We start from the raw sequence: 25,396 nt of genomic DNA on the forward strand, positions 1-25,396 counted from the left end.
GCAAGCGGCGTCGCCCCGGGATCGACCGCAACTGGCCTGCCCACCAGTGGCCTTGAACTTCGGTGATGCGCCGGGGCGGCGGGACCGGCTGTCACCACCGTCGCGGGCGGGGCTGCGTGTAGGGTCGGCGCAAACAGGAACTATCCAGGGGGAATTTCCATGACGATCGGTCAGAACGCGACCCAGGGCCGGCGTTGGTTGATCACGGGCGCCAACAGTGGGTTCGGAGCCGCCTTCGCGCGGGCCGCGCTGGCGGTCGGCGACACCGTGATCGCCGGGGTCCGCCGGCCGGAGAGCATCGCGGCGCTGATGGCCGAGTTCCCGGGGCGGATCACGCCGGTACGGCTCGACGTGACCGATGCGGAGCAGTGCGCGCAGGCGGTGAAGAGCACGATCGAGGAGCACGGACGGATCGACGTGCTCGTCAACAACGCGGGGTACGGAGTCGTCGGCGCCGTCGAGGAGACCACCGAGGACGAGCTGCGCGGTGCGATGGAGGTGATGTTCTTCGGTGCGATGCGGCTCACCCGCCTGGTGCTGCCGCACCTGCGGGCCCAGCGCAGCGGGACGATCGTGCAGGTCACCAGCATGGGCGGGATGCTCTCCTTCCCCGGCGTCGGCGCCTACAGTGCCGCGAAGGGCGCGCTGGAGCTGGCCAGCGAGGCGCTGGCCGGCGAGGTCGCACCGCTGGGGATCAAGGTGCTGATCGTCGAACCGGGCGCCTTCCGCACCGAGTTCGCCGGTCCGGCGCTGCAGTCCGCGAACGTGATCGAGGACTACCGGCCCACGGTCGACGTCCTCCGGGCCGCCCTCTCCGGCAGCCACGGGCAGCAGCCGGGCGACCCGGCCAAGGCGGCGGCCGCGCTGCTCGCCGCGCTGGAGCTGCCCGAGCCCCCGCTGCGGCTGGCCCTGGGCGAGGACGCGGTCACCGCGATCCGCGGCAAGCTGGCGGCGGTCGGCGCTGACCTGGACGCCACCGCGGAGCTCAGCCTGAGCACAGCGATCGACGACTGACCCCCCGTCAGCACAGCGGCCCAGGGACTCGGCGGCCCCCGGGCCACCGCGGGTGCGGCGCCGGCCGGAGCACGGTTCGGCGCCGCACCCGCGCGCCACGGAGAGCCGCGCGCTCCCGCTCCCGCGCCTTCCGCGCCGTGGCATCCACGCGGCCGGGGCCGGTGGCGAGCCCGCGGATCGCACCGCGCTCACCCTGGCACCTGGCCTTGATCTGGCCCCGGTAGGGGTGCGGGCTGGCGTCGACGTCCTTGAGCTGCCAGTTGCCGGGCGAGCCCGCCTGGCGGACGATCGCCTCGTGGGCGATGGTGGCCGCCCAGGAGGGCTCGCTGCCGCCCGCCTGCGGTTCATGGCCGGACGGACCGGCTCGCGCAGCGCGGAGGTCGACGCCGCGCACGCGGCGCCGGTCCCGAGCCCCAGGCTGCCGCCGCCTCCCGAAGGAATCAGCCCCCGAAGGAACCAGCCGATGTCGAACTTCGCCCCGTACCTGGAGCGCAACCAGGCTTTCGCGGCCTCCGGCGCCCAGGCCGACGTCCCCCCGATCCCGTTCGTCCCCTTCAAGCAGCTGTACCTGATCACCTGCATCGATCCACGCGTGGAGCCCGCGGCCGTGCTGGGCGTCCGGCTCGGCGAGGCGATCGTCGCACGTAACGTCGGCGGCCGCGTGACACCGGCGGTCGTCAAGGACCTCGCCTGGATCGTGCACCTGCACGAGAACAAGACCCCCGACGCGGACTGGTTCGAGATCGCCGTCATCCACCACACGGACTGCGGTTCCGGACTGCTCGCCGACGACGATCTGCGCGCTGGCTACGCCGCCCGTGGCGGCTGGGACGAACGGACCTCCTTGGAGATGGCCGTCCTGGAGCCGTCCGAGACGGTCCAGCGGGACGTCGCCAAGCTGTGCTCGGCACCCGAGCTCGCACCGGGCATCGGCGACATCAAGATCGGTGGCTACGCCTACGACCTCGGGACCGGGAGGGTCACCACCGTCGTGCAGCCCGGCTGAGCGACCCGGCAGGCGACCTCCTGGAGGGGGGGTCGCCCGCCCCACTCGTCCCAGTACTCGGGGGAACGGCAAATCAGCGGCGCAGCGCGTGGCCGCCGAAGCCGTTGCCGCCGCCCGCTCCCTGCCACCACTGCTCGATCGCCTGCTGGTCCATGGCCGCCCAGTCGGGCGTCTCCAGGACCTGCGCCCGGCCAAGGCTGCGGCCGAGGTCGCGGGTGGCGCGTCCGACGGGTGCCCGTTCGGCGCCGTAGGCGAGCAGCGCCTCCTCCCAGTCCCCGCTGGTGCGCAGCGCGCGCTCCAGGGCGGCGGCGTCCTGGAGGGCCTTGATGGCGCCGCTGCCGGTGTTGGGCCGCCCGACGGAGGCGGCGTCGCCGAGCAGGACGAGTCGTCCTGCCGCGTAGGTGGGCACGGCCATGTCGTACATCGGCTGTATGAAGCGGTCCTCGGGCTTGGTGCGTTCCATGACCTCCTGCCAGTACGGCGGGAGGTGTCGGTCCATCAGTTTCCGTTGGTGAGCCAGCAGTTCGGCGGTGACGGTCCTCGGGTGGATGGTCGCAGGGCCGTCGAACGGGCCGGCGGTGGTGGGCGGGACGGCGTAGAAGACGCAGTTGACGTGGGGGATGCCGCCGGCCGGCCCGGGGATGCGGTAGACGAGCATGTGCCCGCCGGGCCAGACCACCGTCGCCGCGTCGCCGTCGAGGAAGGCCTCGGGTGGGTCGGGCAACCGGTCGGCGGGCAGGGTGCTGCGCCAGGCCAGGTATCCGCCGTACTCGGCGACGGCGTCGGGGTGTATCGCGGCTCGGACCACCGAGCGGTAGCCGTCCGCTCCGATGACCAGGTCGAAGCGTTCCTCGGTGCCGTCGGCCAGGTGCACCACCGCGCCGTCGGCCTCGGGAGCCACCCGGGAGACGGTGACGCCGGCGCGGTAGTCGACGGTCCCGGGGATCCGGTTTCGCAGTTCCCGCCAGAGGGAGCCCCAGTTGTAGGAGCGGAACGGCAACGGCAGGACGCCGATCTCGCGGCCGGCCCAGGTGGTGCCCTGTCGTGTCACCCAGGGGCGGCGGGCCAGTTGGAGCCAGGGCATGCCGGCGTCGAGGTACCCGGCGGCCTCCAGCTCGGCGTACCGGTCGTTGTGCAGGGTGAGGCCGACACCGCGGTCCTGGAGCCGGCCGGCGGCCCGTTCGAAGACGACGACCTCGTCCGCGCCGACCCGCGAGGCGGCGAGCGCCGCGGCGCAGCCCGCGATGCTCCCACCCACGACGGCCACCCGTCCTCCACGCACGTGCTGTCTCCCCTCCCCGGCTGCCGCCCCGGCGTCCGGTCGGACGCGGTCACCAGCAGACAGCGACCGAGTATGTCACCGTCCCCGAGCCGGTGGTCGTCAGGCCGCACGAGGCCACGGCCGTCGGGCCGGCTGTCCTGCCCTGGTGGTCCCGGCTGTGCTGGCCGGACTGTCACCGGCAGGGTCTCGCGACGGCCCCTCGGGCTGGGGGATCCGGCGTGGCCCCGCCGGCGGTCGAGCTACTGGTCTGCCTCGGCCGCCACCTGGAGTTCCGCCCTGCTCCAGCTGCGCCGGCGTCGGGGTCAGCGGTCCGAGGTGCCGCTGTCGTACTCGCTGGTTCCCGCGTCCAGTAGCGGGGACTGCTGCTGCTTCATGTGCGCCGGGGCCATCAGGCGCAGCACGTGGTAGCCGACCAGGACGACCAGGGTGCCCAGGGCGATGCCGCTGAGCGAGAAGTTGTCGGTGAACTTCAGGGACACGTTGCCGATGCCGATGATGACACCGGCCGCCACCGGGACGAGGTGCAGCGGGTTGGTCAGGTTCACCTGGTTGTGCACCCAGATCTGGGCGCCGAGCAGGCCGATCATGCCGTACAGGACGACGGTGATCCCGCCGAGCACGCCGCCCGGGATCGCGGCGACCACCGCGCCGAACTTCGGGCAGAGGCCGAAGAGGATCGCGAAGCCGGCGGCGCACCAGTACGCGGCGGTGGAGTAGACCCGGGTCGCGGCCATCACGCCGATGTTCTCGGCGTAGGTGGTGGTGGCCGGGCCGCCGACGCTGGTGGAGATCATGGTGGCGGCGCCGTCCGCCATGATCGCCGCGCCCATCCGGTCGTCCAGCGGATCACCCGTCATCTCGCCCACGGCCTTGACGTGCCCGGCGTTCTCGGCGATCAGCGCGACCACGACGGGGAGCGCCACCAACACCGCGGAGGCGGAGAAGCTCGGCGCGTGCAGGGCGGGCAGGCCGATCCACTCGGCCTTGCCCACGCCGGAGAGGTCGAGCCGCCAGTGGTCCGTCACCACTCCGGCCCCGTTGGCGGAGTGGATCCGCCCGAGGATCCGGTCGAAGATCCAGGAGATCGCGTACCCGAAGACCAGGCCGAGGAAGATCGCGATCCGCGACCAGAAGCCACGCAGCACCACCAGGGCGAGGCCGGTGAACAGCATGGTGAGCAGCGCGGTCCACTGGTCCTGCGGCCAGTACGTCCCGGCGGTGACCGGTGCCAGGTTGAAGCCGATCAGCATCACCACGGCGCCGGTCACCACCGGCGGCAGCACAGCGTGGATCACCCGCGCACCCGCCGCCCGGACCGCCGCGCCGCAGGCCGCGAGCACCGCCCCGACCACCAGCATCGCGCCCGTCAGCGTCGCGGCGTCACCACCCTGGGCCTTGATCACTGCTGCCACGCCGACGAAGGAGAGGCTGCTGCCGAGGTAGCTGGGGATGCGCCCACCGGTGACCAGCAGGAAGAAGATGGTCGCGACACCGGAGACCATGACGGCCAGGTTGGGATTGAGTCCCATCAGAACCGGTGCCACGAAGGTCGCACCGAACATCGCCACCACGTGCTGAGCGCCGAGCCCGATGGTGCGCCCCCAGCTCAGCCGTTCGTTCGGCTTGACGACTGCACCGGGCGCGGGGCTCCTTCCGTCGCCGTGCAGCTTCCAGCCGAAGCCCGCCATGGGTCACTCTCCTTGTCGGCGATGCCCATGCGGGCAGATCGGAACATCAGCCGATCACACGACGCACGCCGATGCAAAAGCTCCGCCGCCCGACGGGTGGCGCTCCCCGGCCACGTCGTGACGCGGGCTGCTGAGCCCGCGCGTCAGGTCCAATCACGGGACGAAGGATGATTCACCCGTTCAGCCCACATGGAGGGGAGGCCGAAAATGACCGATCCCGCAGCAGAATGACGGGCTTTCTCTCCCTGACCGGGCGCGTCCTGGACGTCGGAGGTCCGCCCGACCAGGTGATGACCATCTTCGCCGCCGGGTTCGACACCATCGCCAACTCCACCGTCCGGGCCCTGCACCGGTCGGATCGGGCTGTGTCAGGGCTTCGTCGGCCGCGATCGCCCGCCCGTCGGCCGCAGGTGGCGCATGAGCTGTTCGAGAGCTGCCCAGGCCGCGGGAGCCTGGGCCTGGCCGAGCCGGTAGAAGAACCCCGGTCGGGCCGCCGGCCCCAGCAGGTCCGGCGGTGTCGCCAGCGGTGGGCGGCGAGCGTGGTCAGCCCCGATCTCGGCCACACCGTCGCTCCCCAGCGCGAAGGCGAGCGGTGTCGGCAGCCCTTCGAATCGGGCCGGGATCATCAGGTCCGGCCTCCCCGGGCGGGCCTGGGCCAGCAGGGACTGCGCGTCGTACTCGACCACCAACTCCTCGGCCAACTCGCGCAGGAGGTCCACGGCGGGCGGCCCGCCGACCGGGCATCCGACCGCGAGCGTCACGTCCTCCTCAACTCCCCCGTCGGAGTGGGAGATCCGAACGGTGGCGATGGCCGGACGCGTGGGGCTGCCCACCGCGACGAACCACATGCCGTCCTGGGAACGCGCCCGCGCCAGGGCGGTGATGTCGGATCGGGACCACGGCAGGCCTGCGGGCTCCGCGGTGCCCCAGCCGGTCGGCGGCTCGCCCGTGAGCCGCTGCCAGGCGGCTTCCAGGGCGCCGCCGAGCAGAAGGCGATCGCCGGCGGGTTGCCGGGTGCGGAACGAGACGATCACCTGCTCGCCGGCGGGTTCGGCGCCCCCGGTGAAGGCCGGCGCGACCGGCACCTGGCCGGGCGGGGCGTCGACGGGCACGAAAGCGCCGTCCCGCCAGTGCAGCACGGCTCCGGACCGGCCGTCGTAGAAGCCGCCCCGCTCGTCACGGATGACCCAGCGGTTCGGCGGCTCGGACAGCACCAGCTGGGTCGGGAGGCTGAGCGTGCTGTGCGCCTGCGTGACGATCTGCAGCGCACGGTTGCTCGCCGCGCAGGCACGGAAGGCGTCGGACAGCCAGGAGGACATCGCCACCACCGGGCGCTCCTGGATGACCACGGCCACCCGGTCGGTGAGGATGTCAACGGCGGGCTGCACCGCCGCCGGGCTGGGCACCACCGTGACCTCGGCATCCGGTGGTGGCTGCTCGTCGAGACCGCGGGCCTGGGCCGGCCAGACGATCCCGTCGAGTTCGCGGGCGAGCCGGCCGGCGAAGAGCGCGCCGAGCCGCTCGGCCTCCGGGACGGCGGTGGAGGCCCTGGCCTCGATCCACCAGACGGGCGCCCCGACTTCGGCCGCCTCCGGCCCGAGCAGCCGGGCCGCCTCACCCGGCACCTCGACGAACAGCGGGGCCTCCACCGACAGCAACGGCCGCCCCGCCTCGTCGCAGAGCTGCAGCATGGCACCGCCGGCGACGGACCGCAGGTGGAAGCCCGGCCCGGCGGCCGCCAGCGCCTTGGCGATGCTGTCGGTGTCGGGCATCCGGGGTATGAGGGCGACAACGTCCTTGGTCACGCTGGTCCTTGTGCTCTGGTGTCGGCTCAGGTCTCGAACTCGCCCAGCCAGCTGCGCTTCAGCAGGTGCTGGGGCAGGTATTCGGACTCGACCTCGATCGGGAAGCCCGCGTCATAGGCCAGGCAGGCGACGGCCAACGGGCCGAGCGCCACCGCCCCCGCGAGGCTGCGGGACCGTTCGGCGTCCCTGGTCCAGTACTCCTGGTGCCACTGCAGGGCGTTGGCCAGTTCGACGTTGAACCGTTCGTGGTCCTGCCGGAGGAACCGGTAGAAGAGGTTGATCGGCGGATAGAGCTGCTTCAGCACCAACTCGCGATCGGCCACCCGAAGCACCTCGGGATCGGTACCGTCCATGGCGGCGGCCAACTTCTCGACCAGCTCCGGGCCTTCCGACCAGTACGTCTGCAGGGTGTCCACCCAGGCGTAGATGTAGTCGTCGACCACGGCTCCCGACTCACGCAACAGGTCGAGCGGAACGTTGGCCAGCTCGGTCATCCTCCCCTGCTCCCGGCAGATGACGGCCAGCCAGAAGGAGGTGATCCACTGCGCGGGGCCGGCGTAGTACTGCGGGCCGGTGGCCTGGATGGTGCGCGTCCTGCCCGCGATCCGGCACTGGACCGTCCCCTCCGTCGCGGTCGCCGAGGCGAACAGCGCGGAGCCGACCTGCATGGCCGAGACACAGGCCTGCCACGTCTCAAACTTGTTGGCGGTGGGATCGAGGAGGCAGTGCGCCTTGGCCGTGGTCAGCGCCGAGTCCAGTGCGAGGTTGAACCCGCGCGGCGAGTCCTCGAGATCGTCGATCTCCTCGCCGGTGTCCTCACTGAGCCTCGCCAGGCCACGCTCGGCGTTGGCCGTGGGAAATTCGTGCCGCACTACCGTGACAGCCACCCGCACTGCTCCTCTAGTAGATATTGAACAGCTTCATCAAGTAGCCAGCATACTGGCCCGTTCCGTCATCCTTAGCCTTCACCAGCAGGTAGCTCACGTCGCCCTTCTTCAAGGCCTTGCGCAGCTGCCTTTCGAGATTGGCTTCGTCGTCATTGTAGAAACCACGGTCACGCATTTCATGGAGGATGCTCTCGAAGTATTCACGGGTGCCCTGCATGGCCCGGACCCCTCCCCCCACAGCGCGGTCACCGAGATCGGTATGGGGTCCGCCCTTGGCCTCCACAACGATGTAGCCGCCGTCGCCGCGTTCCCAGATCTGGTCGAAGCGATTGTTTCCGGTGGCCCGGTCGTCGACTCGCCTCGCCTCGGGAAAGTGTTCCGGCACCGCATGGAATTCCGCGGCGCGGTCCCCGTGCGCCTCGCTCGCCTCGGTCATTTCCCGGTGCGGCGTCCTGTGCGCCTCCTTGGCCTGGTCGTACAGGTGCCTCGCGTCGTCGATGGCCTGCGGATCGCCCGTGTGCACGGCGGACTGGTGGGCCTCCTTGAGTTGCTTCAGCGGCTCGTGATGGGCCTGGTCGACGGTGATCGCGTGGTGCCGGGCGGCCGCCGAGGTGTCGAGCTCCGGGAGCTTCGGGTGGCTGTCCGGTAGCCGGATGCCGTGGGTGTAACCGGAGGAGTGGAACCTCGGGGCGATCGGCGGCGGCCCGTCCGTGGCGAGGATCCACTTCGGCCCGTTCGGATCGGGGTTCTCCCGCAGCTGCGGCAGCTCGTGGCCGTCCGCGTCCCGGGTGAGGACAAGGTGCCGATGGCCGTTGACCTGGTAGTACTTCTTGAAGTACGCCGGGTCGTTGTTGGCTCGTTCGACCTGCTTGCGGACGAGTTCCTGGCGCTCCTCGGCGGTGAGCCGGCCAGCGCCCTGGCGGCCCGTGTCGTGATCGCCCCCATGGCTACCGGTGCCGCCCGCGCCGTCGTGGCCACGCTGGCCGGGCAGCCCGCCATCTCCCTGCACCGGCCCGTGGGAGCCATGACCCGTCGCCGTCCCCGAACCGTCGTGCTGGTGGCCGGCCGACGAGGCGTCACCGCCGGTGTGGGTCGGAGCGTGCGGGGTGGTGCTCGTGCCGTGGCCACCGCCGACCGAGTTCTCGACCTGGTGGTCCGTCCTGCCGACCGCCACCGGCGGCTCGTGCCCGCCGGGCGAAGACGCCAACTCGTGGCCGCCACCACCGGCATGGGCACCGACCAGCTCCCGCGGGGCCGGGACGTCCACGTGCAGCCCCTCACGGAGATGAGCGGGCACCTCCACCGGAGGCTTGTTGACCGTGCCGTCCGGCAGGTGCAGGTTGTTGTCCTTGTCGAGGATCCAGCCGTTGGGCAACTTGACGCTCTGGTCCGGCAGTTCGGTGCCATGCGAGCGCAGCAGGTTGATGTCCGCGAGGCCCTTGATGTCGAGGACCTTGACCTTGAGGTTGCCGAGGGCGTCAAGGGCCGTCGCCACCTTGGGAATCGAGGCGACGCCCTTGAGTCCGGCCCCCACCCCCTTGGCGATGTAGGTCATCGGATCGATGACCTCGCCGACCTTGCCCGCCATGCCGATGGCCCGCGCGGCCACACTCGCCTTGCCCGCGTCACCGGCGGCGTTGAGACCGGCGCCCTCCCCTCCGGCCGCCAACGTCAGGACGTTGAACACCACACCGCCGGCCGCCCGGGCCGGGTTCTTGCCCCACTCGTCCCAGGCGAGCATGCTCTTGCCCGCCTCACGCGTCGCCTTGCGGCTCTCCTGCACCCACTTCGGCAGTACGGAGTCGGGGATCGCCATGCCGATCGGCATCAGCACGAAGTTCGGGAACCCGTAGCTGGCCAGGCCGATGCCCAACTCGCCAAGGCCCTTCCAGGAGTTGACGAAGGTGTTCCACCCCTCCAGACCCACCAGACCGCCCAGGCCCTTGAGGGTGCCCCAGACCCCGTCGATGACCACACCACTGACGAAGGACTTGCCCCAGTACCAGGCGTCGTACCAGTGGTGCTTCTGCTCCACCGCGTCACCCCACGGCAGCCCCGAGGCACCGTCGAGCTGCTGCGCGCTGTAGCCGTACATGGTCGACTTGTTGGAGCCGTCGTTGGCGATGAACGTCGTGCCGTTGAAGACCGCCTCGATCTTGTTGGCACAGTGGCGCTCGGCGTCCCAGAACGACGCCACCGCCGCGTCCACCTCCGAACGCAGCTTGTTGTCCTGGTCCACCTTGGACGAGTCGTACTGCCAGTCGTGGTCGTCCTTGACCCCGGCCACGAACGTGCTGGCCTGCTCCTTGAGGTCCTTCAACCTCTGCGCTATGGGTCGGACCTCGGAGGCGTACTCCGACAGCGCCGCGGCGACCTTCTCCAGATCGCTCTCGAACACCTTCGCCGTGTCGGCCACCGGCTTGGTCGTCGCGAACAGCTGCTCCGCCTCCGGCGCTTCGTAGAACGCCGCGAGCCCCTGGAACGTCGAGTGGATGTTCGCACCGGTCGTGCCGATCGCCGACGCGTCCGACTTCAGACCCGTGACATCGGACTCCAGCTGGGCGAGATCGCCCGTGAACTGCGGTATGGCATCGGGATCGATCACGCCTCCCCCCGCACATGCGCATCCAGAACAGCAGCCATCGGTCCTCCCCCGTCCGGCGCCCCCACTGCACCGGCAGCGTAACCTGCCCCACCGACCGATCCCGCGACAGAACAGCTGGTCACCGCGGTCCTCCCCAAGGACGACACCCGACCCCCATCACACCCTTGCAATCAGCTGACGACCCGCACAGCCGACTGGCGACCGAGTGCGGCTCGCGCGGGAAGGACACCGGCTTCCCGGACAGGCAGGTCCTGTCCGACTTCGGAGGGCGGAGCCGGGGATGGCGCCGGGTTTCGATGTGGTCACGACGACTCGTGGTGGTTGACCTGGGGTTCCGTCCAGGCGGAGGCTGGCTTTCCACTCTGGAGGGCGGATGAGCGACTGCAGCCGCTGCGGCGAGGACCTACTTCTCACCTACACCCTGCCAACCCCCGACCGTCCTGGTCTCGAACTGTGTCGCTGGTGCGACACCGGCAGCAGCCCGACCACGGACCGGCTCATCGACTACATGCTGCTCCCCGACGACCAGCGCGCCGCTGCCCGGCTGATGCGTCTGGCGATCTTGTGGAGCCACGAGCGGCAGGACGGCAGCTCGAACCGGATCCCGCAACAGCGGACGGAGGAGAAACCGTGACGGACGCGAACTGGGGCGACTCCACCCGCGGCCCCGGCCGGAGCTGATCACCAACCAACGATGCCTCGCCGGCTACGGCTGGCGGGGCTCTGCTGTGCGGTCCGGCATCGAGCCGGCTACGGCTGCTCCTCGACGATGACCCGGGCGAGGGCGACGGCCTCAGATCCGCCGACCCGGTTGAGGAATGTGGGGTCGAGGGTGGCGACCCTGGCCCAGCGGACGAGGACGTCGGCGATGAGCGGGTTGCAGGAGGCGGGGAGTCCGGTGGGGCGGTGGCGGAGTTCACGGATGGCGGCAATGAGGGCTTCGGCGTCGGTCACTGGTGGTCCTCTCCGATGCGTGAGTTCACGGTACCGGTGATCGGCCTGCTGGGCGCCTGCCGTGCGGCGGCTTCCCAGGTGTTCATGCGTCGGGTTCGTCGCTGGCTGCCCATACCGGACCGGGCCAGGTAGCCGCCCATGGCGGCTGCGAGGACGAAGAAGTGCGAGCGTTGACCACTAACGAGGAGCTAACACAATGCCCGGACCCGTCTGTAGGTGATCACACAGCAGGCCAGCTTCAGGAACGCCTCGTGGATGTCGTCGTGGATGTCCCAGCGGATCCGCGGTCGGCGGAAACCGTGGATCCGCGGCGGTTCCCAAGGAGGTCCGCCCTGGTCAGAGCCAGGGCCAGTGGCCAAATAGCGCGAAGACCCTGGCCATCTACGGCGCACAGTCACATCCGGCATGCGCGCGGGACGTCAGCGCCACTGGTAGGAGGCGCCGGTCATCGCCGGGAGCAGCAGCGGGCCGCCGGCGGCGGTGTCGGGCCGGACACCTGCGCGCGCCGGGCGGTGGGTCGACGATGGCGGGTGGTCTGTCGCCGAACCAACCCCGCCGTCCTCGTCAAAGCCCGTGGAGCCCGAGGGCGGCGAGGTGGTCTTCTTGGTGAAGTTCTCGGTGGTTCCGGTCCAGTCGCCGAGAGTGTCGGTCTCGGCGGGGTTGCCCACGCCACTGCCGATGCCCGACGCGAACCGCATCAGCGAGGCTAACCCTTAGGGAGGGAGGCCAGGTTGACGGTGCTGGTGCGGCCGTCGGTGTAGGTGACGGTCGCCGTGTCCTTGGGGGGCTTGTAGTCGAGCATCGACGGGAGAAGCCACCAGGCCAGCCAGCGTCGGTTCTGGATGACCGCGTTCGTGGTGGTGCTGCCGGAGTGGATGGTGACAGAGCGGACGCCGACGCCGGTGAAGCCGGTGGCGTAGGCGATGCCCTGGCCCGCGATGCCGTTGCCGGTCGCTCCCGAGAAGTCGAGGGTGACCCGGTGGACGGGGAGGCTGGCGGGGAGGGGGTCGACGGCTCCGGTAGTGCCGTCGTGGTCGCCGGCGGCGACGCACAGGGTGTCCTTCACCCCCGTGGCGTCGATCTCGGCGATGGTGCTGTCGTGTGTTCCGGTGACAAGGGTGGTTCCCCCACCGAGTTGCTGGTTGCACCAGTCGGCGCCGGTCGGCATGGTCGCGTCGGTGATCCGGTGGGTGGCGCAGTAGCTGCCCAGTCCGCCGAGGATGCACAACGCGGCAGTGGCGAGGGCGAGTTGGCGTGGGCCCGGGGGTCGTGTGCGCATCGGGCATCCCCTATACGGCGTAGTGCCAGGTAGTGAGCATGTAGGCGGAGTACCAGCAGCCGAACAGGGCGGCACCGATGAGGGTGATGATCTGGACGGAGCCGCGGGCGCGGGCGAGGGCGGTGGCGGCGGGGATCAGGAACAGGATCGCGGGAGCGAGCAGGCGGGGCTTGCAGTGGAAGTAGTTGGACTGGCCGATCGTCAGGGCGACGATCAGGACCCCGTACATGAGCAGCGGTGGCCAGGTGCGTGACGACGGCAGCAGGGTGACGGCGGTGGCAGCGAGGATAGCCAGGAGCATGACGGCGACGGAGACAGGTACCCAGTCGCTGGAGGTGGGCAGGGACCAGGTGAGGAACTGCCAGAACGAGGCGCCCCAATCCCAGTGTGTGGACCATCCGGCCTGCTGGATGGTGAACCAGGCGTTGAGGGTGCCGACGCGGTTGCCGACCCACAGCAGGTAGATCGGGGTGCTCGTGCACGCCGCGAGCGTGGCCACGATGGGCTTCCACGAGAAGCCGTGACGGCGCGCTTCGAGGACGGCCGCGACAGCAAGGGCCGCGACGGCCGTGCATCCTGCGGGGCGGGTCATGCCCGCGGCGAAGGCGGCGAGGCCCGCGAGGAGCCAGTTGCGCCGGTGGGCGGCGTAGAGGGTGGCGGTGCAGGTGGCGAGGAACAGGGGCTCGCTGTAGGCCATGAAGAACGCGCCGGACATGGGCTGCGCGGCGGCCAGGAGCACGAGCAGGATGACCGCGGTGCGGGGGCCGTAGAGGCGTCGGATGAGGGCGTGGACGAGGAACATCGCGGCGATCATCGCGGCCTGCGAGGCGACGATCGCCGAGCTGGTCCAGTCGGTGCCGGTGACCGTGTGGACGATCCGGATCGTCTGCGGGTACAGCGGGAAGAAGGCGAGGTTGTTGCCGGTCAGCTGTCCGTCGGGGGTGTAGGTGAAGCTGTGCGGGTAGCCGAACCGGGCAATCTGCAGATAGAGCTGGGCGTCCCAGGCGGTGAGCCGGTTGGTGACGGTCTCACCGCTTCCGGCCGGGAGCAGCAGGGCGAGAATCAGCAGGTGGCCGAGCAGGGATGCGGCGTAGGCCGTCAGCGGAGGCAGGACCCGCAGACGCAGGAACACCGTGGCGGCGGGCGGCGGGTCGGCCCGAGTGGCGTCGGCGGCCTGTGGGAGGCGGGGTATTCGCAGGTCGGTGGTGCCCATGCGGGGTTCCTAGCTCGGGGTCGGGGAGGAGGGGGCCAGCGGGGGTTGGCCGCTGAGTGACGAACTGACGGAACCGGTGGGAGTGCCGGGTGTTCCGCTGGTCGGGAAAGAGGTACTTCCGGTCGCTGTGCCGGTCGGGGGCGGCGCGTCGTACGGCGGGGACGGTGTCAGGTCCGAGCGGGACTGGTCCGTCAGAGACGGATCGGGCGGGAACGGCGTCAGGTCCGAGGGGGACGGGGGCGTCGGGGACGGATCGGTCGGGGACGGCGTCGGAGCGTGGGGGCTGATTGCCGGCGCGGGAGCCGCCGGGCCGGTACGGGGGCCCGGCCCGGCGGAGCTGGTGGCGACGCCCACGACGATGCCGGCCACCGCGAGGCAGCAGGCCGTGGCCATGGCGGCGGTGTTCCGTGTCCGGCGGCGTCGCCCGAGCTGGCTGATCCGTGTGGCGGGAACAGGGCGGATGCGGGCGGCGGCGAGGTCGGCGGACTGCCGGAGCGTGGCGGCGATCCGCTCGTCATCGGAGGCCATCGATACTCTCCTCGGTGGCGGTGAGCAGGGGGGCGAGGGCGGCACGCGCACGGGCGAGGTGGGCTTTGACGGTGCCTTCGGCAATACCCGTCTCTCTCGCGACCTGGGCGAGCGGCAGGTCGCAGACGTAGTGGAGGGCGGCGCACAGGCGCTGCCGTGGCGGAAGGGTACGCAGCGCGGCGGCGATGTCGACGTGGCCGGGACCCGGCTCGGCCACGGTCGAGGGGTGACCGTGCCGGAGCCAGGCCCTGGCAGCGGATTGGGCACGGCGCCAGCGAGAGACCGCGAGTCGTCCCGCTGTCGTTCGGACCCAGGCTTCGGGGGCGTGGTCGCGCACCAGGGCTGAGCGATGTGCCCATGCCTTCACGAATGCTTCCTGGACGACGTCCTGGGCTTCGTGCAGGTCACCGGTGACAAGGTAGATCTGGCCGGTGAGCCGGGCCACCGAGTGTGTGTAGAACTCGGTGAACTCCTCCTCGGTCAAGGGTGGGGCTCCTAGCGGTGGCTGGTTGGTTCGGAAGGTCTACGCACTGGTGACCCCCGCAGGTTGACATGGTGTGACGCAAGCCACAGCAGCCAGCAGGACAGGGATGTTTCCGGATCGGCGGGAGGAACAGCTTCCCCAGTGACGGTTGCCTGGGCTCCATCGGCTGCGGCCTACGGACATCCCATGAGGCGGCCGGACGCCGTCCTTGCGCTGGGCGGCATCGACGGACCGTTGCAGGTACCGATCGTGGGCATTCCGCTCTTGCTTCCCCGCGGCACTTCCAGTAGCAGGCGCACACCACCTGCTGGAGCTCGTCCGGGCCGACGGCGGCTACACCGGCAGCCTCGTCGAGTTCGGCTTCGGTGGTTCCGCGGCGTTCACCGGGGCGATCGCGAAGGAGATCCTGCACCAGCTGCGGCTGGCCTACTTCACCCCTGAGCAGGCCAAGAACGCCGGCTTCATCGGCATGCCCTCATGATGGCCCACCGTCTCTCCGGGTTGCCGTCGTGTTCCGCCCCTGCACTCGCCGGGGCGGAACACGATCGGCCCTTAGAGGAGCTAACAGGAGGCTCCGGTGAGGGCATGTCCCCTTCTTCGGTGGCCCGTTGAACGAGGCATGGGGAATGGGAAGGGCCCTCCGTGGGTGGTGTCGGATGACCTCTGGGGGCGGATGGAACCGCTGTTGCCGGTCAGGCAGCGCCGGTCCCGCAACGCCGGTCGACTGCCGCTGGACGACCGCGGGTGTCTGCAGGGCATCCTGTTCGTGCTGCGCACCGGCATCCAGTGGGAGTGGCTGCCGAAGGAGCTGGGCTTCGGATCCGGGATGACCTGCTGGCGACGGCTGCGGGACTGGCACGAGGCCGGCGTCTGGGGCCGGCTGCACCAGGTGCTGCTGACCGAGCTGCACCGCGCCGGGAAGCTGGACTGGTCGCGGGCGGTGATCGACGGCTCGCACCACCAGGCCCGTCGGGGCGGCCCAAAACGGGGCCGAGCCCGGTCGACCGCGCCCGGCCGGGCTCCAAGCATCACGTCATCACCGACGCGCACGGCACCCCACTGGCCATCACCCTGACCGGGGGAAACCGGCACGACGTCACCCAGCTGCTGCCCCTGCTCGACGCGATCCCGCGCATCCGAGGGACGAGGGGCCGCCCGCGCCATCGCCATGAACCTCCGCCGGGCACGCGACGCGATCGCCGACAGCATCGACCTCATGCTCGACCGCGGCTGCCAAGACCTCCACTGGTGCGTCACCGCGTGGCACGTCGAACGCGCCGCGCAGCTGGAGTACCCGGTGACACCCGAACGACACAGCTGTGCCCCGCGGACACCATCGGCGTCCGCGGGGCAGAGCTGTTCAAGGCCGGCCGATCAGGCCCGGTCTCACCCGCACGCGTGGTAGGTGTTGCTGGCCCACGCCACGCCGCCGCCCGCGTTGTAGATCACGAAGTTGTTGTCGTCCTGCACGTAGGCGAAGGACAGGTAGTTCGCGCCGTACGCGCCCCACTGCCAGAACCAGCCCTCCTGCCCCCCCGACAGCTCGTGGGCGTAGATCGCGATGTGGCCGCCCATGAACTGCACGAACTCGTTGTCACCGTGGTAGCGGGTGTTGCTGGCCCAGATCGCGCGTCCGTTGTTGCAGTACAGGACGAGGTTGCCGTCGGTCTGCCAGTCCAGGTGCGCGGTCGCGGACGGCCAGCTGTGCGGCTGGTTCTCGTAGAACACCACGTTGCCGCTGAGGTCAATGTACTTCCCCGACGCGAACGCGGACGTGGCCAGGCCCAGCGACAGGGCGAGCGCCGCCCCGGCGGCCGTCACCACGGTCGCGCACCGCCGCAGTGCCCGGGTGTTGCGTATGCCCCTCATGGAGTCCCCCTTCTCATACGCCGCACGGCAGCCGAGTCCCCCGTGCCGGCCAGACGACGCTAACGGCGGCTCGACATCACCCGCAAGGATTTCGGCGGACGTCGAAACGAATCAGCCACTTAAAGAGCGTTTTGTCCTGTAGGTACTGTTTGGCTCCCAGTTGCGTCCTGTGCTTCAGGACGCAACTGGCCGAGGGGCCCGTGCGGGTGAGCGAAAACTGCTGGGCCCGTAGGCCAGCGAGACGGTTCAATGGCGATGTGGAGAACGCTCTGTGGGGCCGGATCCCGGCCGAGGGACGAGTCGATGTCGACCAACTCATCGCTGCGGGGCGCAATGTTCAGGCGGTCATGTTGATGCGCGAACGGGCTGGCATGCCGAGGCCCGGTATCCACGAGTGTGTCGACCTGCTGGACCAACGCTTCGCGGCCCTGCATCTGGCTCGCGGCGGTGACCCAGACGGCCAGGAGCAGACCGAGGGTGTCGACACCGAGGTGACGCTTGCGGCCGGCGATCTTCTTGTCCGCATCGATGCCCTGGCCGGCCGCGGGCACGTTCGCGGAGGTCTTCACGCTCTGCGCGTCCAGCAGGCATGCGGTCGGCTCGGCATTCTTGCCCTCGACCTGCAGCAGCCCGCGGAACCGGTAGCCGTAGGTGACGTCGTGGGCGGGGTCGATGCGGTGCAGCAGCCATAACCGCTGCTGTAGTCGCGACAGTGGGAACTCTTGTGCCGCTGCCGTCACTTGTCGCCACCGCCAGTAGCCGCGGCGGGCTGGTACAAGCCCTCGGCCACCGCCCACGAGAAGTCGTCCGCCTCGGTCCGGGCGGGCGCGATCCACTCGACGTAGGGATCGGCCAGGGCCAGCAGCTCGTCCTGGTGCCCGGCCCCGTCACGCAGGCTGATTCCGACCGAGTACACGTCACCGACGTCGCGCAGTGATCCGGCCAGCCCCGGGACGGTCACATCGGTGCGGGCGACCAGACCAGGGGCCTCCGTGAACAGCCAGGCCACCCTGCGGCTGCGGGCCGCGGTGGACAGCTGGGCGATGAACCGGGCCCGCGCCTGCGCGTCGAGATAGCTGAGCAGCGAGGCCGTGAACACCACGACCGGCAGCTCCTCGGGCACCTCGGCGATCAGTCGCGCTGTGTCCTGGACGGCGTCGGCGCGCACCAGCCGGTGCGGCTCGCGCCGGGACAGGTTGATCGCCGCGCGGAGCGTCGCCAGCTCCCGTACCTGCTCGGGCCAGATGAACGCCTCGAGCCATGGCCCGGCCTCAGGGTCGGCGGACAGCTCCACCGGTTCCAGGTCGGCGCCGATCCGGTAGGTCACGGCCGGCAGCTCACCCAGCAGCTCGTGCACCGGGCCGCCGCCGCGCACGACGCTGGACAGCGTCACCGGTGCACCGTCCTTGGGCTGCACCAACCGGTTGCCGAGCCGGTAGCCGTAGTCGTCGAAGTGCAGGTTCAGCCCGGCGCTGGCGCCGATCTCCAGCAGTGCCAGCGGACCGGACCAGTGGGCGGCGATCCGGCTCAACCCCAGGCGCAGTGCGAAGCACCGCCGGATCTCATTGGTCTGGGTGCTGCGGGTGAGCAGCAACTCGCGCAGCTCGTCGGCGTGTTCCGCGCAGAACGCCTGGAGTGCGGCCGGCGCCTGGTCGTCGACGGGCCGATCGCCGCCGTGGATCGGGTAGTAGGCGGCCAGCCGATGCTCGGTGCGGTCGCGCAGCAGGTGGTTCACGGCGGCGAACAGCAGGCTCGGGCGGCGCTGCGAGGCGGGAGTGTCCATCAGCAGTTGGAGCAGCGCGTCGTCGGTCGCGACGGTCTCGCTGAGCAGGGTGTGGAGCTGCGAGCGGCCCTGGGTTTGCGTCCGGGCGAAGAACCGGAACAGCTTGCGGAGGTACTCCTGGGCAGCTTCCCGCTCGGTGGTCGTGGTCACCGGGAATTTCCTGTTCTGTGATGTGATGCGGTGCTCTTCGTGCTGTGCGGTCCGCCGGTTCCTCGGCACCGCGCGGCCGGCGGATCCGGACGGACTGACGATCAGTCACCTGTCCATCCAAGCAGCCCTGGAGGGGTGCTTGAAGCGCGAGGTCAGGTCGTCTGCGACCGCGGCTGCCGGATCAGCGGCTGGGCGGCCACCTCGGCCGCAGGGGAGCGGAGTGCTGTCCACCAGCTCGGCCAACTGGGTGAGCGCGGTGGTCAGGAAGAACCGCTGCACTTCGATCTCCACGTCGTACTCCACCAGGACCCGCACCAGCAGCCGGGTCGCGGTCAGCGAGTTGCCGCCGAGGCAGTCCCTCGACCCGGCGGAGCTCGGTCTCGGTCAGCGGAACGAGGTCCGCCAGCCGGCGGCCCGGGTCGCCGGCGATGTCGTCGAGCAGCTGGCGAAACTGCGCGATCTGCCGGCCGGCTCCCTCGGCCTCGAACAGATCGGTGCTGTAGACGAATTGGCCGCGCAGATCACTGTCCATCTCGACCATGTGCAGTTCCAGGTCGTGCCGGGTATTGGTCAGCGCGTGGTCGAACCGGGCTGCCGCCAGCCCGGGAAGGTACAGGTCCCCGTAATCCTGCTGCTGGAGCTGGAAGTAGACCTGGACCAGCGGGTTGCGGCTGAGGTCCCGGGTCGGCGAGAAGTGCTCCACTATCTGCTCGAACGGGAGATCCTGGTGGGCGAAGGCGCCCAGTGCCGTCTCCCGTTCGCGGCTCAGCAGTTCCACGAACGAGGGATTGCCCGAGCAGTCGGCGCGCATCACCAGGGTGTTGACGAAGAAGCCGATCAGGTTCTCCAGCTCCGGCTGGATCCGCCCGGCGATCGGCACCCCGACCGCCACGTCCTCGCTGCCCGAGTACCGGCTGAGCAGGGTGGTGAAGGCAGCCAGCAGCACCATGGACAGGGTGGCCTGATGCTCGTCGGCCAGCTCGCGCAGGAGGGTGGCGGTCTGAGCTGGTACGTCGAAGAACAGCCGCGATCCGCCGTAGCTGGTGACCTCGGGCCGCGGGTGGTCGTAGGGCAGCCGCAGCAGGTCCGGGATCCCGTCCAGTCGCTCCCGCCAGTACTCGCTCTGCCGTTCCAGCACCTCGCCGCTGAGCCACTGGCGCTGCCACACGGCGAAGTCGGTTTACTGCACGGGCAGTTCTGTCAGCTCCGGGTCGGCTCCCGCGAGGTGGGCCCGGTAGCGGTGCGACAGCTCCCGCAGCAGGATGCCGACAGACCGTCCGTCGGAGGTGATGTGGTGCACGGTCACCAGCAGCACATGCTCGGTCGGCGTCAGGCGCAGCAGCATGCCGCGGATCAAAGGCCCTAGCTCCAGGTCGAAGGGGCGTGCCGCCTCGGCCTCCGCCAACTCGCGCGCACGGGCCTCCCGGTCAGGCTCAGGCAGCCTGCCGCACTTCCCGCAGATGCAAGGCGCTGACCAGGGGTTTCTCATCCCCCCAGAAGAAACGCACCCACCGGTGAGGGCGGGCTGCGCCCGGCCCTCACCGGCTCCGAAACATCGCTAAGACTTCGGAGACGTGCACTTCGGGCTTGGATTCCAGGCCGGAGCCTCAGCCGTTGCCCAGGGTGCGGCCGAGAAGGGGCAGCAGGCGGTCCCAGTGTCGCTGCAGTGCGGCGGGGTTGAAGGCGTCGGTGTCGGACATGGTGAAGCCGTGGATGGTGCCGGGGTAGATCTCAGAGGTGTAGCTGACACCTGCGGCGTCCAGGGCCTGGTTGAGCTCGCCGAGGGCCTCAAGTGTCATGTCGCCTTCGGCGTGGCCCAGGTGGACCTGGGCGGTGAGCTTGGAGAAGAGGTTGGGCCCGTCGGCGCCCACGGGGCCGTGGAATGCGGCGACGGCGGCCACCTGGCCGGGGTGGGCCGCGGCGGTGCGCATCGCCAGGAGGCCGCCTATGCAGTAGCCGGTCACCGCGACCAGTCCGGCGCTGACCTCGGGCTGGGTGGTGAGGAACCTGAGGTAGGCGTCGGCGTCGCTCAGGACACGTTCGGCGGTGTGCGCCTCGATCAAGGGCATCAGCTGGGCGAAGACCGCGGGCCGGACCTCTTCTCCAATGTGTTCGGGAATTTCGATCACCGGTGCCGGGCCGTGCCGGTAGAAGAAGTTGGGGACGAGCACGAAGTACCCGTGCTCGGCCAGTTCGCGGGCCATCTCCCGCAGCACGGGCCGGATGCCGAAGCCGTCCGCGTACATCAGCACCCCCGGGTGCCGCCCGCCACCGTCGGGGAAGGCGGCGAACGCGTCGGCCTGGCCGTCCGCGGTGGGAATCTGCAGCATCTTGGTGGGCATGAATTCTCCTGTCGTGGTTGACGTGTCGAGCCTGTGATCAACACGACGGAGGCGGAGCCCGCGCAGCTGCGCAAGACCCTCGATCCAACAGCGGGCCAGCACCGGCCCGTACGGCGCTCAGAAGAGCACCGGGTCACCAATCCGTGTGTGGCGCAATGCCGTCCCGGTAGTCATGGCTGCCAACGTAGCCCACCGGATAAGGCCGATGCCAGCCCCCAGTCCACGGTGCTGTTCGCGAGAATGATCTCGGTCAACACCTCGGGATCCTGAACCCGGTCGACGCGCTACCCGTGACGGGGATACCCATCTTGTGGCTGCACGGTCGTCACCGCACTTCGCAACACTCCCTTGTCGAACGCTCCGGACGTGGCCGAAGCGGAGCCACTCTTCCGGTCCGGTTTGGCCACGTTCGTAGGCTTCCACTGTGAAGGCATTCCGGCAGTTCCAATACCCGACTCCACCGTTACTGACCTCGGCGCTTCAAGGTGATGGCGGTGGGAGGTCGAGGGAAAGTCCGGTCCCGGTGAGGAAGCCGTCGAGGATGTCGGAGCGGTACTGCAGTCGTTTGAGTCGGTTGCGGACGAGGGCTTCGAGGTGGTCGAGGGCGACGCTGGAGAGGTTCGCGAGACTTCGTTTGACGTGGGCCCACAGGTACTCGACCGCGTTCAGCTCGGGTGCGTAGGCGGGCAGGATGAACACCGACAGCCAGTCCTGCGCGTCGATCAGGTCGCGCATCGCTTGGGAGACGTGGGTGTTCAGCCGGTCCCACACCAGCACGATCGGCGCCTTGACCAGCTGGTGAACCCCGTCGATCAGGCCGATGTAGTCGTGCTCGGACAGGCTGCGGCGCTCGCCCTTGCGACCGGTGTGCCGGCGCAGCCGGTGGCACAGCCGGGTCCGGGAGCCCGGTCGCATCGCGATCAGCCCGGCGGCCGAGACCCGTCCCGAGCGGCTGCCGCTGACCTTCACCACCGGGGTGATGCCGCGGCGTCCCCACGTGCGTCCCTTGGGCGGCCTGCGGGTGAACCCGGCTTCGTCCTCGAGACAGATGAAGCCGTTGCAGGCCGCCCGAGCGCTTTTACCTCCGCCCAAGTCGCCTCCTTCCATGTGGTGACGGCCTGCTCGTCGCGTTCGGCTGCCCGACGCACGGGGACCTGCGGGGTGAAGCCCAGCCGACGCATCAGACGGGTGGCCCCCGAGACGCTGTAGGACACGTGGAACTTCCGCCCGATCAGCGTGGCGACCCGCGCGCCGGTCCAGACCTGGTCCTTGTCCCAGCCGTGGGCGGCCGGTCCCTGCTCGAGATACTCGGCGAGCTTGGCCTGGCATCGAGCCGACAGCTTGCACCGCTGCCCACCCGGTCCCCGTGAAACCAGCGCCCCGGCCCCGTCCTCCCGCCAGGCCTGATGCCACTGGTAGGCCGATTTCGCGGTCACCCGCAACCTGCGGGCAACCTCCCTCGGTGGGACACCTTCGTCGAACAACGTGGCGGCCTCCAGCCGCACCGACTCGCGGCGCTGACGTGCCTTCGCCGTCAGCCCGCCCCCATCCGCATAGCGCATACCAACGGCATAGCGCGCAAATGACCGTCCGTCAGCTACGCAAACAGGCCAATCACCTTGAAGCGCCAAGGTCAGTAGTTTGGATGGTGTCGCAGCAGCGGACGATCTCGGGCTGAAGGCCAGCGAAGTCGCGGATCCGGCAGTGGCGGGCTCATACTTTCAGCCCAACGGCGTTGCCCGCTGGAGCGTCTCGTGCGACGGTGGCGGCAGGAATTCGGGCGACGGTGAGGACCCCCGCCACACAGCACCTGTCAAGCCGCAGAGGCTGGCAGCCGCTTCTTCGGCAGATCCGGGAGTCTCCGGCTGCGGGGCCGTCCAGCGGCAGTACGCCCGGACAGGGCGAGAGGAGCCCGTCATGAGTGCCGAGAACTCCACTACTGGGTTGAGATCGCGGAGCGGCCCGATCACCACGGTAGGTCATCTGGTCATCCGGTACGGCCTAGTCGTCGTAGTCGCCTGGATCGGTGCGATGAAGTACACGGAGTACGAGGCAACGGGCATCAAGCCGCTGATCTCCAACAGCCCACTCATGAGCTGGCTCTACAACATCTTCAGCGTCCGGACTCTGTCCGGCGTGCTCGGCACTGTGGAGATCATCGCCGCAGTACTCATCGCGGTCAGGCCACTCTGGCCCAAGGTTTCGGCGGTAGGCAGTCTCATGGGCGTGCTGCTCTTCCTGGGCACGTTGAGTTTCCTGTTCACCACCCCAGGAGTCGCAGAACCCTCCGCCGGAGGCTTTCCCGCGATCTCGGTCATGCCAGGACAGTTCCTCCTCAAGGATTTGGTACTGCTGGGCGCGGCGCTGTGGACACTCGGTGACGCCCTCGAAGGCCCCCGCAGGGTGGAGTGATCCAGCATCGGCGTACCTACAGCAGTGCAGCCGGACGGCCGAGGTCACCGCCTGTGGGGACCAAGCCGCGCGACCGGCCCGAACCGCCCAAACCCACACGATCAGGCGACCACAAGACCGTCATACCGGCTCAGAATTCCCTCTCAGCAGGTGTTGCTCCCCAAGGGCTGCATCCCTGGCAGCCCTTGCAAGTACGCTCTGCCTTCCGCTGGATAGCCGCGGACTCCCGTTTGCTCCTGGAGCGCCGCGTATCCAGCGGCCTGGACAGCGGTGTGCCGGCGATGACTGCGAGCACACCTCTCTCGGCTTTCCACGGCGGAGTGGAGTCGTTCACGCATTCGCCTTTCATCGGTTTCACCCGTGGTCTGTCACTGCGTGCTGCTCCGGAGATAGCAGGGCTCTTGCAAGGTCGGATTTCTCGGCATTCGCGCTTGTCAAGGGATGCCGAGGAGGTCGGGGGGCTTGGCGAACGGTTCATAGGACAGGTCGCGGACGGCTTCGGCGATGTTGGTGGCGCCGTCCGCGCGGAGCCGATTGAGTGCTGTGTTGCGCAAAGTGGCCGTGTTCTCGGGGCTGTGGCCGGTGCGGACGCGGGAGCGGACCTTGTGCCACAGGTGTCGCGCACGTAGTGGACCTTGTTCTCGATGCGCCAGTGACCGCGCACAGCGCGGGCGAGTTCCCAGGGCGGTGTCGTTCCGAGGATCTGTCCGGTTTGATCACGTGATGCCGAAAGTGGCGAGTGGGCGGCTGGGGTCACGGGCGTGGTGGCGGAGTCCGGCGGCGATGTTGTGGTGGCCCGCGTGCCGGAGTGCGCCGATGGCGAGGTTGCGCAGGCTGGCCATCGCCCGGGGTGCGGTGCCGGTGCGCACGCGGGAGGCGTCCTCGGCGAAGGTGGTGTCGCGCACGTGATGGATCTTGTTCTCGATGCCCCAGTGGCCGCGGACCCATGAGGCGAGATCGGCCGGGGCCGCCTGGTGGGGTCGCAGGCTGGTGACGCCGTAGACGCGTTCGAGGGTGACCTTGCCGGTGCTGAGGGTCCGGCGCCGGCGCACAACCTGGACCGCCTGGACGGCATGCGGGAAGTCGAGGCCGCGCGCGACGGAACAGGTCTTGATGCGCCGGATCTCGTCGCGGCCGTGCGCGGTGGCACGGATCCTGTTCTGCAGCGGCACCTCCCGCCACGGCAGCCGTCTCAGCTCCTGCTGGAGGGTGGGGTGGTTGCCCTTGATCACGGCGATGTAGTGGGCCTGCTTGTCCTCGACCAGGAACCGTGCGTGCTCGGTCTGCGAGTGCAGTGCGTCGAAGGTGACCACCGTGCCGGCGAGGTCGAGCGGGGCGAGCAGGGGTTTGAAGACGGTGATCTCGTTGGTCTTGTGGCCGACCTCGCGTTGGGCGATGACCTGGCCGTCTGCGGTCATGGCGGCGAGGAGGTGGACCTGGGTGCCGTCTGGTCGCCGGGCGCCGCGGACGGTCTTGCCGTCGACGGCGAGCGCGCGCAGAGGTTGCTGGGCCGGAGCCTGGGCTGGTTCCGGCTTGCGGTCGGTGAGCCAGGTGCCAATCGCGGTGTCGAGGGCGTCGCCGTCGACGCGTTGCAGGAGGCGGCGCACCGTCGCCCCGGCTGGGGCGACCGGTCCCGCCGGTTCGCGCACGGGCCCGCCGAGCGAGGTGAGCACGGTCGGCGGCGCGTCGGATACCCATTCCGTGATTGCGGCCAGGGACTTCGCGCCGGCGAGAACGGCACACGCGGCCAGTGCCAGGACGAAGGCCAGGGGATGGCGACGTCCGGCAGGCCGACGCGGGTCGGGGACTGCGGCCAGGTGCTGGAGCAGGCCCGGATGCTCGCCGGGAGCGGGCGGTGACGCGGTGGCGAGCTGGCTCAGGCCAGTCGGGATCCACGATGATGATCTGGCAAGCACGGTCTTCCGTTGCGGTGATCAGGGACTCGACACCTCATGATCACCCGGAAGCCGTGCCTGCTTCCGTTCGCTCCGCCCAGCGAACACACGAGCCACACCAGCTATCTGGACCAGCATCAACCCGGGCAGGTCCTCGCAACGACTCCGGTCTGCTGAGCGGATACCCGTAATGCTGTGGT

The 25,396-nt window shown here is 69.8% G+C and carries 22 protein-coding genes and 3 pseudogenes; 6 read left to right on the forward strand and 19 right to left on the reverse strand.

The window, feature by feature from the left end; translation table 11 throughout:
- Positions 1-159: 159 nt before the first annotated feature.
- Positions 160-1,014, forward strand: coding sequence for an oxidoreductase (locus tag ACIGXM_RS28340; protein WP_396565713.1), 855 nt, complete (start codon positions 160-162; stop codon positions 1,012-1,014).
- 7 nt (positions 1,015-1,021) lie between these two features.
- Here ACIGXM_RS28340 and ACIGXM_RS28345 read toward each other — a convergent pair whose 3' ends face one another.
- Entirely contained in the window at positions 1,022-1,408 is a 387-nt protein-coding gene (locus ACIGXM_RS28345; protein WP_396565715.1) for a hypothetical protein, read from the reverse strand.
- Between the two features lie 69 nt (positions 1,409-1,477).
- On the opposite strand from ACIGXM_RS28345, the gene ACIGXM_RS28350 reads away from it, so the two are divergent.
- Positions 1,478-2,020, forward strand: coding sequence for a carbonic anhydrase (locus tag ACIGXM_RS28350; RefSeq protein WP_396565717.1), 543 nt, complete (start codon positions 1,478-1,480; stop codon positions 2,018-2,020).
- Positions 2,021-2,093: 73 nt separating this feature from the next.
- On the opposite strand, the gene ACIGXM_RS28355 is transcribed toward ACIGXM_RS28350, so the two are convergent.
- From ACIGXM_RS28355 to ACIGXM_RS28375, 5 genes are all read right to left on the reverse strand, one after another.
- Positions 2,094-3,287 carry an FAD-dependent monooxygenase gene (locus tag ACIGXM_RS28355; RefSeq protein ID WP_396565719.1) on the reverse strand — a complete coding sequence of 398 codons (1,194 nt, stop codon included), beginning with the start codon at positions 3,285-3,287 and terminating at the stop codon, positions 2,094-2,096.
- A 317-nt stretch (positions 3,288-3,604) separates the two neighbouring features.
- Positions 3,605-4,990, reverse strand: coding sequence for a uracil-xanthine permease family protein (locus ACIGXM_RS28360; RefSeq protein ID WP_396565721.1), 1,386 nt, complete (start codon positions 4,988-4,990; stop codon positions 3,605-3,607).
- A 368-nt stretch (positions 4,991-5,358) separates the two neighbouring features.
- Positions 5,359-6,795, reverse strand: a complete 1,437-nt coding sequence (locus ACIGXM_RS28365; protein WP_396565723.1) for a DUF6177 family protein — start codon at positions 6,793-6,795, stop codon at positions 5,359-5,361.
- A gap of 26 nt (positions 6,796-6,821) precedes the next feature.
- On the reverse strand, positions 6,822-7,682 hold the full coding sequence (locus ACIGXM_RS28370; RefSeq protein WP_396565725.1) for an immunity 49 family protein: 861 nt from the start codon (positions 7,680-7,682) through the stop codon (positions 6,822-6,824).
- Between the two features lie 13 nt (positions 7,683-7,695).
- Entirely contained in the window at positions 7,696-10,287 is a 2,592-nt protein-coding gene (locus ACIGXM_RS28375; RefSeq protein ID WP_396565727.1) for a hypothetical protein, read from the reverse strand.
- A 373-nt stretch (positions 10,288-10,660) separates the two neighbouring features.
- On the opposite strand from ACIGXM_RS28375, the gene ACIGXM_RS28380 reads away from it, so the two are divergent.
- A complete protein-coding gene (locus ACIGXM_RS28380) occupies positions 10,661-10,921 on the forward strand; it encodes a hypothetical protein (RefSeq protein ID WP_396565729.1) in 261 nt (86 codons plus the stop codon).
- Between the two features lie 116 nt (positions 10,922-11,037).
- On the opposite strand, the gene ACIGXM_RS28385 is transcribed toward ACIGXM_RS28380, so the two are convergent.
- The 5 genes from ACIGXM_RS28385 to ACIGXM_RS28405 form a co-directional block, all read right to left on the reverse strand.
- A complete protein-coding gene (locus ACIGXM_RS28385; protein WP_396565730.1) occupies positions 11,038-11,241 on the reverse strand; it encodes a hypothetical protein in 204 nt (67 codons plus the stop codon).
- Between the two features lie 419 nt (positions 11,242-11,660).
- Positions 11,661-11,939, reverse strand: a complete 279-nt coding sequence (locus ACIGXM_RS28390; RefSeq protein ID WP_396565732.1) for a hypothetical protein — start codon at positions 11,937-11,939, stop codon at positions 11,661-11,663.
- Positions 11,940-11,947: 8 nt separating this feature from the next.
- Positions 11,948-12,520 carry a hypothetical protein gene (locus ACIGXM_RS28395; RefSeq protein ID WP_396565734.1) on the reverse strand — a complete coding sequence of 191 codons (573 nt, stop codon included), beginning with the start codon at positions 12,518-12,520 and terminating at the stop codon, positions 11,948-11,950.
- 10 nt (positions 12,521-12,530) lie between these two features.
- Positions 12,531-13,733: a hypothetical protein gene (locus ACIGXM_RS28400; RefSeq protein ID WP_396565736.1), complete on the reverse strand. Its 1,203-nt coding sequence runs from the start codon at positions 13,731-13,733 to the stop codon at positions 12,531-12,533.
- A 514-nt stretch (positions 13,734-14,247) separates the two neighbouring features.
- Positions 14,248-14,745: a SigE family RNA polymerase sigma factor gene (locus ACIGXM_RS28405; RefSeq protein WP_396565738.1), complete on the reverse strand. Its 498-nt coding sequence runs from the start codon at positions 14,743-14,745 to the stop codon at positions 14,248-14,250.
- Positions 14,746-14,953: 208 nt separating this feature from the next.
- Between ACIGXM_RS28405 and ACIGXM_RS28410 the strand changes: the two genes are divergently transcribed.
- Positions 14,954-15,226 carry a hypothetical protein gene (locus ACIGXM_RS28410; protein WP_396565739.1) on the forward strand — a complete coding sequence of 91 codons (273 nt, stop codon included), beginning with the start codon at positions 14,954-14,956 and terminating at the stop codon, positions 15,224-15,226.
- A gap of 138 nt (positions 15,227-15,364) precedes the next feature.
- A pseudogene (locus tag ACIGXM_RS28415) lies at positions 15,365-16,017 on the forward strand (IS5 family transposase); the annotation flags it as partial.
- Positions 16,018-16,131: 114 nt separating this feature from the next.
- On the opposite strand, the gene ACIGXM_RS28420 reads toward ACIGXM_RS28415, so the two are convergent.
- The 7 genes and pseudogenes from ACIGXM_RS28420 to ACIGXM_RS28450 form a co-directional block, all read right to left on the reverse strand.
- Positions 16,132-16,614 (reverse strand): hypothetical protein, encoded by a 483-nt coding sequence (locus ACIGXM_RS28420; protein WP_396565757.1) that lies wholly within the window; start codon positions 16,612-16,614, stop codon positions 16,132-16,134.
- 437 nt (positions 16,615-17,051) lie between these two features.
- Positions 17,052-17,231: pseudogene (locus ACIGXM_RS28425) on the reverse strand (transposase); the annotation flags it as partial.
- Between the two features lie 119 nt (positions 17,232-17,350).
- On the reverse strand, positions 17,351-18,547 hold the full coding sequence (locus ACIGXM_RS28430; protein WP_396565741.1) for a DUF2332 domain-containing protein: 1,197 nt from the start codon (positions 18,545-18,547) through the stop codon (positions 17,351-17,353).
- Positions 18,548-18,728: 181 nt separating this feature from the next.
- Positions 18,729-20,036: pseudogene (locus tag ACIGXM_RS28435) on the reverse strand (condensation domain-containing protein).
- Between the two features lie 118 nt (positions 20,037-20,154).
- The gene (locus ACIGXM_RS28440; RefSeq protein WP_396565743.1) at positions 20,155-20,889 is read right to left on the reverse strand and encodes a dienelactone hydrolase family protein; all 735 of its coding nucleotides are present in this window, start codon (positions 20,887-20,889) and stop codon (positions 20,155-20,157) included.
- 480 nt (positions 20,890-21,369) lie between these two features.
- Positions 21,370-21,939, reverse strand: a complete 570-nt coding sequence (locus ACIGXM_RS28445) for a transposase (RefSeq protein WP_396565755.1) — start codon at positions 21,937-21,939, stop codon at positions 21,370-21,372.
- Complete coding sequence (locus ACIGXM_RS28450; protein ID WP_396565745.1) at positions 21,855-22,451, reverse strand: winged helix-turn-helix domain-containing protein; 597 nt, start codon at positions 22,449-22,451, stop codon at positions 21,855-21,857. The genes ACIGXM_RS28445 and ACIGXM_RS28450 overlap by 85 nt, the downstream gene beginning before the upstream one ends.
- A gap of 355 nt (positions 22,452-22,806) precedes the next feature.
- Here ACIGXM_RS28450 and ACIGXM_RS28455 point away from each other — a divergent pair, with 355 nt between their 5' ends.
- On the forward strand, positions 22,807-23,301 hold the full coding sequence (locus ACIGXM_RS28455; protein ID WP_396565747.1) for a YkgB family protein: 495 nt from the start codon (positions 22,807-22,809) through the stop codon (positions 23,299-23,301).
- A 716-nt stretch (positions 23,302-24,017) separates the two neighbouring features.
- Here ACIGXM_RS28455 and ACIGXM_RS28460 read toward each other — a convergent pair.
- Positions 24,018-25,217, reverse strand: a complete 1,200-nt coding sequence (locus ACIGXM_RS28460; protein ID WP_396565749.1) for an ISAs1 family transposase — start codon at positions 25,215-25,217, stop codon at positions 24,018-24,020.
- Positions 25,218-25,396 lie beyond the last annotated feature (179 nt).

The sequence above is a fragment of the Kitasatospora sp. NPDC052896 genome (assembly GCF_044547075.1).
Taxonomy (GTDB): Bacteria; Actinomycetota; Actinomycetes; order Streptomycetales; family Streptomycetaceae; genus Kitasatospora.